General features: G+C 59.8%; 15 protein-coding genes. 7 read left to right on the forward strand and 8 right to left on the reverse strand.

Features of this window, described 5'->3' with window-relative positions; translation table 11 throughout:
- Positions 1 to 122: 122 nt before the first annotated feature.
- The gene (gene hpxU, locus ACMYSK_RS09970) at positions 123 to 962 is read right to left on the reverse strand and encodes a MurR/RpiR family transcriptional regulator HpxU (RefSeq protein WP_434642470.1); all 840 of its coding nucleotides are present in this window, start codon (positions 960 to 962) and stop codon (positions 123 to 125) included.
- 166 nt (positions 963 to 1128) lie between these two features.
- Between hpxU and hpxW the strand changes: the two genes are divergently transcribed.
- From hpxW to hpxZ, 4 genes are read left to right on the forward strand one after another with little or no spacing between them, the layout of a single operon-like run.
- Positions 1129 to 2712 carry an oxamate amidohydrolase gene (gene hpxW / locus ACMYSK_RS09975; protein WP_434642473.1) on the forward strand — a complete coding sequence of 528 codons (1584 nt, stop codon included), beginning with the start codon at positions 1129 to 1131 and terminating at the stop codon, positions 2710 to 2712.
- A gap of 9 nt (positions 2713 to 2721) precedes the next feature.
- Positions 2722 to 2910 carry an oxalurate catabolism protein HpxX gene (gene hpxX / locus ACMYSK_RS09980; RefSeq protein ID WP_434642476.1) on the forward strand — a complete coding sequence of 63 codons (189 nt, stop codon included), beginning with the start codon at positions 2722 to 2724 and terminating at the stop codon, positions 2908 to 2910.
- A complete protein-coding gene (locus ACMYSK_RS09985) occupies positions 2907 to 4304 on the forward strand; it encodes an AtzE family amidohydrolase (RefSeq protein ID WP_434642478.1) in 1398 nt (465 codons plus the stop codon). Before hpxX ends, ACMYSK_RS09985 begins: the two co-directional genes overlap by 4 nt.
- A complete protein-coding gene (gene hpxZ / locus ACMYSK_RS09990; RefSeq protein WP_434642481.1) occupies positions 4301 to 4687 on the forward strand; it encodes an oxalurate catabolism protein HpxZ in 387 nt (128 codons plus the stop codon). The genes ACMYSK_RS09985 and hpxZ overlap by 4 nt, the downstream gene beginning before the upstream one ends.
- A 34-nt stretch (positions 4688 to 4721) precedes the next feature.
- Here hpxZ and puuE read toward each other — a convergent pair whose 3' ends face one another.
- The 3 genes from puuE to ACMYSK_RS10005 are packed head-to-tail and all read right to left on the reverse strand — an operon-like array spanning position 4722 to position 7129.
- Positions 4722 to 5654, reverse strand: coding sequence for an allantoinase PuuE (gene puuE / locus ACMYSK_RS09995; RefSeq protein ID WP_434642484.1), 933 nt, complete (start codon positions 5652 to 5654; stop codon positions 4722 to 4724).
- Between the two features lie 15 nt (positions 5655 to 5669).
- Positions 5670 to 6413, reverse strand: a complete 744-nt coding sequence (gene hpxA / locus ACMYSK_RS10000) for an allantoin racemase (protein ID WP_434642487.1) — start codon at positions 6411 to 6413, stop codon at positions 5670 to 5672.
- A complete protein-coding gene (locus tag ACMYSK_RS10005; protein WP_434642490.1) occupies positions 6413 to 7129 on the reverse strand; it encodes a GntR family transcriptional regulator in 717 nt (238 codons plus the stop codon). The genes hpxA and ACMYSK_RS10005 overlap by 1 nt, the downstream gene beginning before the upstream one ends.
- Positions 7130 to 7273: 144 nt before the next feature.
- Between ACMYSK_RS10005 and ACMYSK_RS10010 the strand changes: the two genes are divergently transcribed.
- Together ACMYSK_RS10010 and guaD are read left to right on the forward strand one after the other, a co-directional pair.
- On the forward strand, positions 7274 to 8764 hold the full coding sequence (locus ACMYSK_RS10010; protein WP_434642493.1) for an NCS1 family nucleobase:cation symporter-1: 1491 nt from the start codon (positions 7274 to 7276) through the stop codon (positions 8762 to 8764).
- Between the two features lie 110 nt (positions 8765 to 8874).
- Positions 8875 to 10245: a guanine deaminase gene (guaD, locus tag ACMYSK_RS10015; protein WP_434642496.1), complete on the forward strand. Its 1371-nt coding sequence runs from the start codon at positions 8875 to 8877 to the stop codon at positions 10243 to 10245.
- On the opposite strand, the gene uraH is transcribed toward guaD, so the two are convergent.
- Genes uraH through ACMYSK_RS10030 form a run of 3 tightly spaced genes read right to left on the reverse strand, consistent with a single transcriptional unit; the run spans position 10225 to position 11182 of the window.
- Positions 10225 to 10551, reverse strand: a complete 327-nt coding sequence (gene uraH, locus ACMYSK_RS10020; protein WP_434642499.1) for a hydroxyisourate hydrolase — start codon at positions 10549 to 10551, stop codon at positions 10225 to 10227. The two genes, guaD and uraH, sit on opposite strands and share 21 nt — an antisense overlap.
- Positions 10548 to 11048 (reverse strand): 2-oxo-4-hydroxy-4-carboxy-5-ureidoimidazoline decarboxylase, encoded by a 501-nt coding sequence (gene uraD / locus ACMYSK_RS10025; RefSeq protein WP_434642501.1) that lies wholly within the window; start codon positions 11046 to 11048, stop codon positions 10548 to 10550. The genes uraH and uraD overlap by 4 nt, the downstream gene beginning before the upstream one ends.
- On the reverse strand, positions 11048 to 11182 hold the full coding sequence (locus ACMYSK_RS10030; protein WP_434642504.1) for a hypothetical protein: 135 nt from the start codon (positions 11180 to 11182) through the stop codon (positions 11048 to 11050). Before ACMYSK_RS10030 ends, uraD begins: the two co-directional genes overlap by 1 nt.
- Positions 11183 to 11536: 354 nt before the next feature.
- On the opposite strand from ACMYSK_RS10030, the gene hpxO reads away from it, so the two are divergent.
- Positions 11537 to 12691 (forward strand): FAD-dependent urate hydroxylase HpxO, encoded by a 1155-nt coding sequence (gene hpxO, locus ACMYSK_RS10035; protein WP_434642506.1) that lies wholly within the window; start codon positions 11537 to 11539, stop codon positions 12689 to 12691.
- On the opposite strand, the gene hpxR is transcribed toward hpxO, so the two are convergent.
- Complete coding sequence (gene hpxR / locus ACMYSK_RS10040; protein ID WP_434642508.1) at positions 12688 to 13605, reverse strand: LysR family hpxDE operon transcriptional regulator HpxR; 918 nt, start codon at positions 13603 to 13605, stop codon at positions 12688 to 12690. The two genes, hpxO and hpxR, sit on opposite strands and share 4 nt — an antisense overlap.
- Positions 13606 to 13660: the final 55 nt, after the last annotated feature.

Here is a 13660-nt window from a genome sequence, read left to right on the forward strand (position 1 = left end):
CGTAGAAATCCGCTTAAAATAGAGAGTAAACAAGAAATAGCGAAAAGAAGTGAGATTATGGGCCTTGTTTCTTCACGCTTTTAGCGCACCAAAACAAGGCAAAGCACCAGCCTGAGGCCCCATTATCGTTGCTCAAGCTCATCCAGCTGCTGGTAGAGGGTGGCGATATCGTGGATCCGCGGCCGGCCTTTATCGAGAATTTCGTGCAAAAACGCATTCGCCAGCAGATTGATTAAGCTGTTTACCGAGGCGTAGCTGTCATAGGCCGAGACGCTATCCAGCGGCGCGCACAGCTGCCAGCTCGACAGCGGAAACAGGCTGAAGGCCTGCGGTTCACACATCAGCAGCACCGGGATACCACGTGACTGAAGCTCCTGTAGCAGCGGGCGAATAATGCGCGGACGGCGGCGGAAGGCCATGACCACCACCAGATCGTCTGCCGTCAGATCCACCAGCTCTTCGCTTAAGCTTTGCCCCGGCTGTGGCAGAACCTGCACCTGGCCACGCGCCTGCAGCAGCTGCTGGCGCAGATGCAGCGCCACCGGCCAGGAGTTACGCATCCCGATGATAGCAATACGCCGGGCATTGACCATCCCACTAATCGCATCGGCAAACTGTTGCGCGTCGAGCGCGTTGACCCACTGCGTCAGATTCGCCATTTCCTGCTTATAGTGACGCGCCAGCAGCGTGTTACCCTGCACCGCATCGCGATGATCGGTTAACGGCATTCCGCTCTGTCGCAAGGTGCGCAGTTCATCGCGCATATCCTTATATTTATCGTAGCCCAGTCGCTTAAACAGGCGGCTCACCGTGGCTTTTGACACCCCGCTCAGCTGCGCCAGTTCGGCGCTGTTGTAACCGATCAGGTCATCGAAGTGATCAAAAATAAAATCCGCCACCCGCTGCTCCTGAGGCGACAATGACGCGTATTGCCCCTTCAGGCGTTCATCCAGTTGTTCCATACGGCCTCTGTAACTTTTGTTTCATCACACTATACATGATGTAAGCCCTTTCATAATGCATGCCAGTTTAAGACAAATGCCCCTCCTGCGGGCGACTGAAACTTTACGCTCAAAGTGGAACAGCTTTTGCAGCGCTGAGATCATGTTTGGATCATGAGGACAACCCATGCAGAGTAATGTATCCGCCCACGGGATGGCGGTCGCCCCCCATCATCTGGCCAGTCAAAGTGCGATTGCCGTGCTGCGCGAAGGCGGAAGCGCGATAGAAGCCATGGTCGCGGCAGCAGCCACCATTGCGGTGGTTTATCCGCATATGAACGGGCTGGGCGGCGATGGCTTCTGGCTCATCGTGCCGCCGACGGGCGATCCTGTCGCCATTGACGCCAGCGGCGCGGCGGGTTCACTCGCCACGCCGGAAGCCTACGCCGGACTGGCGCATATCCCGCATCGCGGGCCGCAGGCGGCGCTAACCGTCGCCGGAACCGTCAGCGGCTGGGATGAAGCCCTTAAGGTCTCGCAGACGTTGACCGGAAAAGCACTGCCGCTGGGGCGTCTGCTGGAGGATGCGATCCGCTATGCCGCTGACGGCACGCCGGTCACTGCCTCGCAATCCAGCGCTACCGCCGGAAAACTCGCCGAACTGCATAACCTTCCAGGGTTCGCCGAGACCTTTCTGCTCGACGGGCGGCCGCCGGCAGCCGGCAGCCGGTTTCGTCAACCCGCACTGGCATCGACGCTAAAACAACTGGTCGACGACGGCCTCGACAGCTTTTATCGCGGTCCATTGGCCCGGCGTCTGGCACAAGGGATGGCGACATGTGGCCTCCCCATCACCCTTGCGGATCTGCATCAGCATCGCGCCCGCCGCCCTGCGCCGCTGAAGCTTCTGCACCGTCAAGGCGAGCTGTGGAACCTGGCACCGCCAACGCAGGGACTGGTGTCGCTGGCAATCCTCGGGATTACCGATCGGCTGGCGATGTACGACGCCGATGACGCGCAGACCGTACACCGTATCGTGGAGGCCACCAAGCTGGCCTTTGGTCTGCGCGACGCCCACATAACCGACCCACGCCACCTCGACGTCGACATTCAAAGCCTGCTCGCTCCGCAGGCGCTCCAGCAGTTGGCCGATAGCATCGATGACGGACAGGCTGCCCCGTGGGGTGCCGGGAAAGGTCCCGGCGATACCGTCTGGATGGGGGTGATGGACAGCAGCGGGCTGGCGGTCTCCTTCATTCAAAGTCTTTATCATGAGTTTGGCAGCGGCGTTGTGCTGCCGGATAGCGGGATCGTCTGGCAAAACCGCGGTGCCTCGTTCAGCCTCGACCCCGCGCATCTGCTGGCGCTGGCGCCGGGTAAACAGCCGTTCCATACCCTCAACCCCGCCGCCGCGCGCCTCAACGATGGCCGGGTGATGGTCTACGGTTCGATGGGCGGCGATGGCCAACCGCAAACCCAGGCGGCCATTTTCACCCGCTACATCCTCCAGGGCATACCGCTGCAGGAGAGTATTTCACGCCCGCGCTGGCTGCTGGGGCGCACCTGGGGGCAGACCTCAGACTCACTGAAGCTGGAAGGCCGCTTCTCGCCGGAGAGCATCGCCTGTTTACGCAGACTGGGCCATGACGTGGAAGTGCTGGCCGATTATAGCGAAGCCATGGGTCACGCCGGCGCCATCGTCCGCCATTCCAACGGTCTGTTTGAAGGGGCGTCCGATCCGCGTAGCAACGGCTCCGCCGCCGGTTATTAGGAGACGAAGATGATGCATAGCGTAAACGACTGGGGCGCTTACCTGGCGCAAATGGAGCAGCTCCTCGCACTGGAGCTGGATGACACCCGACGCGGCGAACTTCAGCTCCAGTTCAGCCGCATTGCCGCACTGGCGGAGCCGCTGATGGCCTGCCCGCTGGATGAACGCCTGGAGATAGCCGGAGTATACAAAGCATGACGCTCACTGAGATGACCATTGCTGATATTCAGCGCGCTCTGGCCAACGGCGAGATTAGCGCCAGAGAGATTGCCCGCCGCACCCTGGACGATATGGCGCGAGTTAACCCGCACATTAACGCCTGGACGCACATCACCGAAAGCCGGATGCTCGCCGAAGCCGACCAGATTGATGCGCTGCGCCGCAGCCGCCAGCCCTTGCCGGCGCTGGCGGGAGTCCCCTACGCGGTAAAAAATCTGTTCGACGTTGCCGGTGAAACAACCCTCGCCGGGGCGCAGCTGTTCAGCGATCGTCTGCCAGCGGCCTCTGACGGTTGGGCGGTGCGGCAGATCTGCGCGGCAGGTGGCCTGCTCAGCGGCATGGTGAATATGGATGCCTACGCCTATGGGTTCACCACCGAAAATAGCCATTACGGTGCGACCCATAATCCACACGACCTGGCGCGGATTGCCGGCGGCTCTTCCGGCGGATCGGCCGCCGCGGTTGCCGCCGGGCTGGTTCATTTCGCTCTGGGTAGCGATACCAACGGCTCTATCCGCGTTCCGGCCTCTCTGTGTGGCATTTTTGGTCTGAAACCCACGTTTGGTCGCCTGTCGCGGGCGGGTAGCCACCCGTTCGTTGCCAGCCTCGACCATATCGGCCCGTTTGCCCGCCACGTCGGCGACCTGGCGACGGTGTACGACGCCTTGCAGGGGCGCGACCCCGACGATGATTTCCAGGCTGACGAGGCCGTCTCCCCGACCCTTATGCGGCTGGAACGTGGTCTGGAAGATCTGCGTTGCGGAGTGCTCGGGGGCTTTTTCAACGACTGGTGCGATGGCGATGCCCGGGCGGCCGTGGCGCGTGTAGCCCAGGCCCTTGAGGCCCGAGATGAGCACCTGTTCCCTGAGGCAGATCTTGCCCGTTCGGCGGCGTTTATTATCAGCGCGTCTGAAGGGGGCAACCAGTACCTGCCCGCGCTTCGTCGCGAACCGGAGCGCTTTGAACCGCACTCCCGGGAACGCCTGCTGGCGGGTGCGATGATGCCCTCCGCCTGGTATCTCCAGGCGCAGCGTTTTCGTCGCCATGCCCGGGAGGCGATGAAATCACTGTTTCAGCATGTCGATGTGCTTATCGCCCCGGCGACACCGTGCAGTGCCACCCTCATTGGCCAGCAGATGATGGCAATTAACGGTGAGACGCTGCCCGTTCGCGCCAGTATGGGCATGCTCACCCAGCCGGTCTCGTTTCTGGGTCTGCCGGTGGTCACCGTCCCGCTGCGTACGGCATCTAACCGGCCCATCGGCGTACAGCTGATTGCCGCACCGTTTAATGAACAGGCCTGCCTGCGCGCGGCGCGCGTCCTGGAAGAGATGGGCGTCACCCACGCACAGCCGGCGGAGAGAGCAGCATGATCAATCAGGATAATATTAACCGCCCGCGGGTTCTGGCTGAGGTAACGGCGGCTTTTTACCGCTACGAAGAGGCGCTGGTCAGCAACAACATTGCGGTGCTGGATGAGCTCTTCTGGCACGATAAACAGACGGTTCGCCTGGGGGCCGGGGAGAATCTCTACGGTATCGACGAAATCCGTGCCTTTCGCGCCGCCCGTCCGTCGGCGGGGTTGCAGCGTGAATTACGCCACACGGAGATCGTCACATTCGGCGAGGATTTTGCAGTATGCAGTACCGAGTTCACCCGCGTCGGGAGCGAGCGGATCGGCCGCCAGCAGCAGACCTGGGTGCGTTTTCCTTTCGGCTGGCGGATTGTCGCCGCGCAGGTCAGCCTGATGGGCTAACCCGGCGTTGAGCCGGGCTGCCAGGGAACGGAAGCTATTCCCGGAACGGATGAACTTCGCGCCAGTGGGTGGCTATCTGCTGGCGCGTACATACCCAGACCCGCTCGTGCTGTTGCACATAATCGAGAAAGCGCTGCAGGGCACGGAAGCGACCCGGGCGCCCAAGCAGCCGGCAGTGCATGCCGATGGACATCATCTTCGGCGCCTGCTCCCCCTCTTCATACAGCACATCAAAACTGTCTTTCAGGTAGGTATAAAACTGCTCGGCGGTATTAAACCCCTGCGCGGTAGCAAAGCGCATGTCGTTGGTATCAAGAGTATACGGTACGATCAGATGCGGCCTGCGGGAGCCATCGCTGCAGGGAACGTGGGTCCAGAACGGCAAATCGTCGCCATAGTAATCGCTGTCGTAATCAAAACCACCGTGCTCCACCACCAGCTGGCGCGTATTGGGGCTATCGCGTCCGGTATACCAGCCGGCAGGCGGTTTGCCAAACAGGTCGGTTAACACCTGCACCGCCTTGTTCAGGTGTTCACGCTCGGTATTGATATCCATATGCTGGTAGTGGATCCAGCGCCAGCCGTGGCTGACCACGTCATAGTCGGCGGCTTTGATCGCCGCAACGATATCGGGATGACGTGCCAGCGCCATCGCTACGCCAAATACCGTCAGCGGCAGCCCGCGCCGGCTGAACTCCTGATGGATACGCCAGAATCCAGCGCGACTGCCGTACTCATACAGCGAGTCCATCGACATATGTCGGTCCGGGTAGCTGGCGGCGCCGATAATATCGGAGAGAAACTGCTCAGAACCGGCATCGCCATGCAGAACATGGTTTTCCGCCCCTTCTTCATAATTGAGCACAAACTGCACGGCAATCCGCGCCTGGTTCGGCCATCGCGCATGCGGCGGCCGTCCGGCGTAGCCGCGCAAATCGCGCGGGTAGTACTGTTCTGCAAGCGTCATCTCCACCCCTTAAGTTTAAAATGAATTGAATGCCGCAAATTTACCGCTCAGCGTTTTGGCCTCCGGGAAAGCCAGGTCCCCGCGTTTGCTGGTCGACAGCCCCAGTGCCACCAGCGACTCCACCATCTTCACCGCTGCGCTGACGCCATCGATGACCGGGATCTGTAGTTCGCACGTGAGCTGCCGGGCCAGCGTAGCCATTCCACCGCAGCCCAGCACTATGGCGCCGCAGCCGTCCTCTTTTAATGCCTGTAGGCAGCGCGCGCGCACTTTCTCCTGCGCCAGACCCGAGCCGTCTTCCAGCGCCAGCACCGGGAGATCGATAGCGTGCAGCCCGGCGCAGTGGTCGTAAAAGCCATACTGATGCAGCAAATGGCGGGCGATAATCCGCGTGCGCGGCAGCGTGGTGACTATCGAAAAACGCGTGGCCACCAGCGTCGCCATATGCATCGCCGCCTCGGCGATGCCGACAACCGGCCCCTGCGCCAGCTCACGGGCTGCCAACAGCCCAGGATCGCCAAAACAGGCGATCACATGTCCCGAGACGCCCAGCTGGCGACCGGCCTGAATCTGTTCCAGTACGCCGACGGCGGCAATCGCTTCATCAAAATGGCCTTCGATGGACGGCACGCCTTCCCGCGAAGAGACCGCCACAATCTCGGTCCCCGGCGCCGCCGCGGCGCGGGCAGCTGTCGCAATGGTGTCCGTCATTCCGGCGTTGGTGTTGGGGTTAATCACTTGTATACAGATAGCGGCCATTACGGCTCCTTATCGCCGGCAAAGAGCCGGGCAAAATCAGGCAGGCATTCGCCAGCACGCTCAAAGCAGAGGCTGGCGACGATATGTTCGAAATGGTGCGTTAACGCCGCGCTTAGAGGTGACAACGCCTTTTGTCGCAGCAGTTGGATAAGCTGCTCGTGATCGTCGCAGCGGCAGCCCTGGCGCCACGGGGCGCCCCATGCCGCTATCACTAACGAGGAGCGCTGGCTGAGGCGAGTCACCATCTCGGTGAGCACCTGGTTGCCAGAAATGGCCTGCAGCTGAATATGGAATTCGGCAGAATGGCGGATAGCCGCCGGGCCATCATAGGCTTCGTGCGCCAGCTGCTCCTGGCGAATAATTGCCTCCAGCGCCGCCAGATGCGGCGGCTGACAGCGAGCAATCACGTCGGGCAGGTTTGCGACCTCCAGCAGCGTGCGGGTGCGGAAGATCTCCCGCGCCTCTTCAACCGTCGGGCTGGCCACCTGTGCACCACGCTTGGGCGTTAATGTCACCATTTGCACAGCATTGAGTCGTTGCAGCACCTTACGGATCCCGGTCCGGCTCACGCCGAAGACGTCAGCCAGCGCCTCTTCCGGCAATTTACTGCCCGGCGGCAGCTGATGTTCCACAATGGCGGTCATCAGGGCCTGATAGATCGATTCATCCTTGTCATGCAGCGCTGCTGCGGTCTGCTGACGGTTTTCATTACCCATTGACCCGCTCCAGATTGATATTTCGATAGCCAATCGTATACATAAAATAAATTTCTTGTATACAAAATTAACCGTTCTGGCCTGAATCCTGCAACAGCCTCCTGCATCAACATCACAGGGTTTCATTTCACAGGAGCAGGTTTCATGCCAAACAGACAACATACCCATCAGGTTCCGGCCGCTGATTCCACCGCCGGCTACAGCCCACGGCTTTGTAATGAGGATCTGGCACCAACGCGCGACCAGAACTGGAGCTGGTACAACATCTTTTCTTTCTGGATGTCCGACGTGCATAGCATGGGGGGCTACGTGGTGGCGGCGAGCTTCTTCACGCTCGGGCTGGCCAGCTGGCAGGTGCTGCTCTGCTTGCTGGTCGGAATTTGCATTGTTCAGCTGTGCGCCAACCTGGTGGCAAAGCCCAGTCAGATGGCGGGCGTGCCCTATGCGGTCATCTGCCGCCAGGCGTTTGGCGTCTTCGGCGCCAATATCCCGGCGGTGATCCGCGGTCTTATCGCCTTTGCCTGGTACGGCATTCAGACCTATCTGGCGGCCAACGCGCTGATGCTGGTTCTGCTTAAGTTCTGGCCTTCGCTATCAACGCTTACCGAAGCGACGTTCCTCGGGCTGTCGCACCTTGGCTGGCTCTGTTTCGCCACCATGTGGCTGCTGCAGGCAATGGTGTTCTGGCACGGAATGAGCGCCATCAAGCGCTTTATTGATATCGCTGGCCCGGCGGTATACGTGGTGATGCTGGCACTGGCGGGCTGGATTGTATACAAAACCGGGTTTGACGGGATTGCCTTTACGCTGGCCAGTAAATCGCTGACCCCCGGCGAGCAGACCTGGCAGATGATCACCGCCACCGCGCTGGTGGTCTCCTACTTCTCCGGCCCGCTGCTTAACTTCGGCGATTTCTCTCGCTATGGGAAAAGCATGGGCGAAATTCGCCGCGGCAACCGCTGGGGCCTGCCGTTTAACTTCCTGCTGTTTTCTCTCGTCACCGTGGTCATTGTTTCCGGTACCCAGTCACTGTTCGGCCGCATGATCACCGACCCGATTGAAACCGTCAGCCGTGTGGGTAACGATCTGGCGGTCGCTATTGGTCTGCTGACGATGATTACCGCCACCATCGGCATCAATATTGTCGCCAACTTCGTCTCACCGGCCTTTGACTTTTCCAACTGTTCGCCGCAGAAAATCAGCTTTCGTACCGGGGGGATGATCGCCGCGGTCGGTTCGATTCTGCTGACCCCCTGGAACCTGTTCAACTCACCGGAGCTTATCCACTACACGCTCGATGTTCTGGGCGCTTTTATCGGCCCGCTGTTTGGTATTCTGATTGTCGACTTCTATTTGATTAAGCGCGGCCAGGTGTCGGTAGACGATCTGTTTGATGCCACGCCACAAGGCCAGTACTGGTATCGCAACGGCTTTAACCCGAAAGCCATCGCCGCGCTGCTCCCCTCGGTGGCAATTGGTCTGGTGATTAGCTTTATTCCCTCCCTGCATGAAGTGGCGAACTTTAGCTGGTTTATCGGCGTCTTCCTGAGCGGCGCGGCCTATCGCTGGATAGCCCGCGACGATCGCGCTGCCGCATCCGCTTTTGCTTCTCGCCAGGTGGCGCAGAAAGAGTAGCCCTCGTTGCCGCGGCACTGCGCCGCGGCGTCAGCGTCTCCCGTCCGGCAAACTGGCATTAATTTTGCTCAATATCCCTGCCCCTTTATGGAACAGAGAAGGTTGTCTTTATGATTGAGTACCATACCGCCGTTCGCGGCGCCTTTTTCGATATCGCCCGGCTTGCCGACAGCGCTGACGATATCGCCCGCCATGCGCGTTACCTTGATGATGGTGTGCTGTTTATCCAGCAGGGCAAAATTCAGTCGCTGCTGCCCTGGCAGGAGGGCGAGCAGTATCTGCAGGCGCAAAAAGGCTACCTCGACCTGCGTGGGCAGCTAATCCTCCCCGGCTTTGTCGATGCGCACGTACATTATCCGCAAACCGAGATGATTGGCGCCTTCGGTGAGCAGCTGCTGGAGTGGCTGACCACCTATACGTTTCCGGTCGAGAGCCAGTTTAGTGATGAAGGCTATGCCGCTGAAATCGCTCAATTTTTTATCAGCCAGCTGCTGAGCCACGGCACCACCACCGCGCTGGTGTTTTGTACCCTGCATCCTGAATCCGTCGATGCGCTGTTTACCGAAGCCCTGCGGCTGAATATGCGTCTTCTCGCCGGTAAAGTGATGATGGACCGCCACACCCCGGACTATCTGAGTGAAACGGCGGAGCAGAGCTACCGACAAACCCGGGAATTAATCCAGCGCTGGCACCATCAGGGCCGCCTCGGTTACGCTATTACACCGCGTTTTGCCCCCACGTCGACACCGGAGCTACTGACGGCGGTTCAGCGGCTGCGGGAGGAGTTCCCGGATACCTGGCTGCATACCCACTTGAGTGAAAATCTTAACGAGGTGGCGTGGGTGAAGAGCCTGTGGCCGGAGCACGAGCACTATCTTGACGTCTATCACCACTATCGCTTAACCGGCGAGCGCAGCGTATTCGCCCACGGGATCCATCTGGCCGACGCGGAGTGGCAATGCCTGCACGAGACCGGCTCGGCGCTCGCCTTTTGCCCGACCTCAAACCTGTTTCTCGGCAGCGGTCTGTTCCGGTTGCCGACCAGCTGGCAGCAGAAGGTGCGTATCGGTATCGGCAGCGACGTGGGCGCAGGCACTACCTTCAGTATGTTACGCACCCTCGGCGAAGCCTATAAGGTGGCGCAGCTGCAAAGCTATCGCCTGCGCGCCAGCGAAGCGTTTTATCATGCCACGCTAGGTGGCGCTCACGCGCTGCGTCTTGATGAAAAAATCGGGAACTTTGCGCCGGGAAAAGAAGCCGACTTTGTGGTGATCGACCCGGCGGTGACGCCGTTGCAGCGGCTGCGCATCTCCCGCTGTCAGGATATCTACGAGCAGCTTTTTGTCCTGATGACGCTGGGCGACGAACGCAATATTCGCCAGACCTGGGTCAACGGCGAGTGCGTCTGGCAGGGAGAAACGGTGTCACCAGGCCCGGCCAGGCGCCGGGCTTCGGCGCACTCAGCTTCCCCGATAGGTTGACCAGCCGCCAGGCGCAATCAAGAACGGCAGATGGAAATGATCATCCGCCTCCTCGGCAATCACAAAATCAATCTGCGCACACAGATACAGCGTTTCGAGACCGCCGCGCGTAAACCAGTCGCCAATGTCCGCCACCAGCCGATAGCGCCCGGCGGCCAGCCTGCCCGGCGCCAGCGCCGCGATGCGACCGTGCTCATCTGTGATGCCGCTTGCGATAGATTGCCCTCCCATCAGCAGGTTAACAGCCACACCCTGCGCGGGCTTTCCGGTGGAAACATCCAGAATATGGGTACTCAACGTATTCATTCGCCAATGACTCCCGTTAGTCTTAATAAAGTAATTTCACGTAGCTGCCCCAGCGCGACCTCTGTCTCCTGCTCCGGGCTGAGGCTCAACCGCTGCGTCAGCGCCCGGAGTATCTCTTCCCCGCTGCGACCTTTAGCGCGTATCAGAAACACACGCCCAAAGCGCGCTTCATAACGGGCGTTGCCCTCAGCGAGCGCCCGGATAAGCGCGGCGTCCCGATCGTTAACCGCCGCCTGCTCCTGGCGCGACATCTCGGCATGTTCCTGCTCTGCGGCGGGTTTCTCACCAATTCGCGGATGCGCGCGCAGCGCCAGCGCCAGCTCCGGTGCGCCCCATTGCAGGGACTTCTGCTGCGCGAAGGCCATCAGCGCCGTGAGATTCGGGTATGGTCGGGCCTGCATCAGTGCCGTCGCCCAGGCATCAATCGCTACGCACGGTGCCAGCAGGCGCACGGCATCGTCGCGAGACAGCTGATTAAAGTGTATGAGTGGGATCATCACCGCTCCTTGCCGCTGTCGCGCAATTCTCCCCGCGGCCAGGCCGTCATCGCCTGCTCCGCCCCCGGACGTAGCCCGCTAAAATTTCGCGGCGCGAGGCCGATAAACTGACTGTTGTTCTTGTTTTCAAACATAATCATTCCCCCCGTTACGCATAAACGTTGTCTGCACAGTGCACAAAGCAGGCCAGAGTGGCGCTGCGGGTCAAGTACAAACGGCAATGTTTAATAAGCTGTTGTTTATCAATGAAATTAACCAATAAGATCATCTCCTGTCCTCACGCCCGCCACCGGTGGTTAATGAAACATTCGATTCCATCACCTTAACTGAGAAACTTTTCGTTCATAACATGGCAACTGCCACCTCATCACGCACCACAAAAGTGCGATAGCTGGCATTTTTGCCGTCCCGGTAGCGATTTTGGTGCTTTAACCAGGCTGGTACGCAAATTGCTCTACTCCTTCAGGACGCAACAGAAGGAGTAAAGCATGAAAGCATTAGTGATTGGTGCCGGCATTGGCGGCCTGAGCGCAGCGGTCGCGCTGAAGAACGCGGGAATGGACTGCGAGGTCTTTGAGGCAGTGAAAGAGATTAAGCCGGTTGGCGCGGCAATCTCCATCTGGCCCAACGGCGTGAAGTGCATGAATCAGCTGGGCATGGGGGAGATCATCGAAACCTACGGCGGCCCGATGCACTTTTTGGCCTATAAAGAGTACCTGGACGGCGAAACGCTAACCCGCTTTAGCCTTGCGCCGCTGGTTGAACGCACCGGAGGCCGTCCCTGCCCCGTTTCACGCAGCGAACTCCAGCGGGAAATGCTCGATTTTTGGGGGCGCGACGCGGTGCAGTTTGGTAAGCGGGTGATCCGCACGGAAGAAGATGCCGAAGGCGTCACCGTCTGGTTCACCGACGGAACCACGGCCCACGGTGATTTCCTGATCGCCGCCGATGGTAGCCATTCGGCGCTGCGCCCGTACGTGCTGGGCCATACGCCCGAACGCCGCTATGCAGGGTACGTCAACTGGAACGGGCTGGTGGACATCGACGAGAACATTGCGCCAGCCGATCAGTGGACCACTTTCGTCGGTGAAGGCAAACGCGTGTCGCTGATGCCGGTGGCCAGCGGCCGTTTCTATTTCTTCTTTGATGTACCGCTCCCCGCCGGCCTGGCCGAAGACAGGCACACCCTGCGCGACGATCTCAGCCGCTACTTCAGCGGCTGGGCACCGCCGGTGCAAAAGCTGATTGCCGCCCTGGATCCGCAGACCACCAATCGCATTGAAATCCATGATATTGAACCCTTCGATAAACTGGTTCGCGGCAGGGTTGCGCTACTCGGTGACGCCGGGCACAGTACGACCCCGGACATCGGCCAGGGCGGCTGCGCAGCAATGGAGGATGCGGTGGTGCTTGGCAACATTTTCCAGGATAACCGTGAGATTGTTTCCGCTCTGCAACAGTACGAAGCACTACGCTGTGCCCGCGTTCGCGACCTGGTACTCAAGGCGCGCAAGCGCTGCGACATCACTCACGGGAAAGATATGGCCCTGACCCAGGCGTGGTATCAGGAGCTCAAGGAGGAAACCGGAGAGCGCATCATCAACGGCCTGTGTGAAACCATCCAGGGCGGACCACTGGGCTAGCGTCTGCCGACGGTTTGCATCTCCTCCATGACCGCCGTTAATTTTTGAATCGCCATTTGTGCCGGACGAGAAAGCTGGCGCGATGGCGCCGTACACAGCGCCAGCGTCAGCGGCCGCAGCAGCTTATTGCGTAGCGGAATAAACGCCAGCCGCCCGCTTTTCACCTCATCCAGTACATCCAGCAGGCTCAGAACGGTGACGCCGCTGCCTTTAAGCACCAGCGATTTAATCAGGCGGATGTCGTTGCAGCTGATACTGTTGCCCGGGCTGAAATCATAGTGGCGATAGAGCATCCCGACCCGTTCGTGAACAATCAGCGGTGCGCCAGGGACAATATGTCGCTGCTGGCTAAGTTCTCCCAGAGAGAGCGTTGCCGCGCAGGCCAGGGGATTATCCGGGCGCATCACCACGCCCATCTCCAGTTCAGCAAAAGCCAGTACGCTTAGCCCAGCCTGGCCTTCCGGGTCAAGAATCAGGCCAAAGTCGAGATCGGCCTGGCGAACTTTTTCACTGACCGTGTGGCTGTCCGCGACCTGCAACATCAGCTCAAGCCAGTCCCAGGTGCTGATAATATCAGCCAGCGCGGCGGCAAAACTGCCCTCCGCCAGCGCCTGCACCATTCCGACGCTAACCGTCCCTCTCTTGAGCCCCTGCAGCTCATCAAACTTTTGCCGGGTCAGGTGAAACTCTTTTTGCCAGCGCAACAGGTTGTCATACAGCAATTCGCCGGCGGTCGTCATGCGTAGCCCTTCCGGTAGACGTTCGAACAGCGGCGTGCCAAACGCCTCTTCGGCCTGCAGGATCTGCCGATTGATTGCCGAGGCCGAAATATGCAGCTTTTCAGCGGCCCGTCGCAGGCTTCCGCTGCGGGCGACTTCGGCAAAATAGAGCGCAAAACGCGAAAATGGACTCATACCCCACCCTGTACTCTTTTTTGCAACGGGTTGATGAATTAATGCTGATGGATGT

This window comes from Klebsiella sp. I138 (assembly GCF_051131765.1).
Lineage (GTDB): Bacteria > Pseudomonadota > Gammaproteobacteria > Enterobacterales > Enterobacteriaceae > Klebsiella.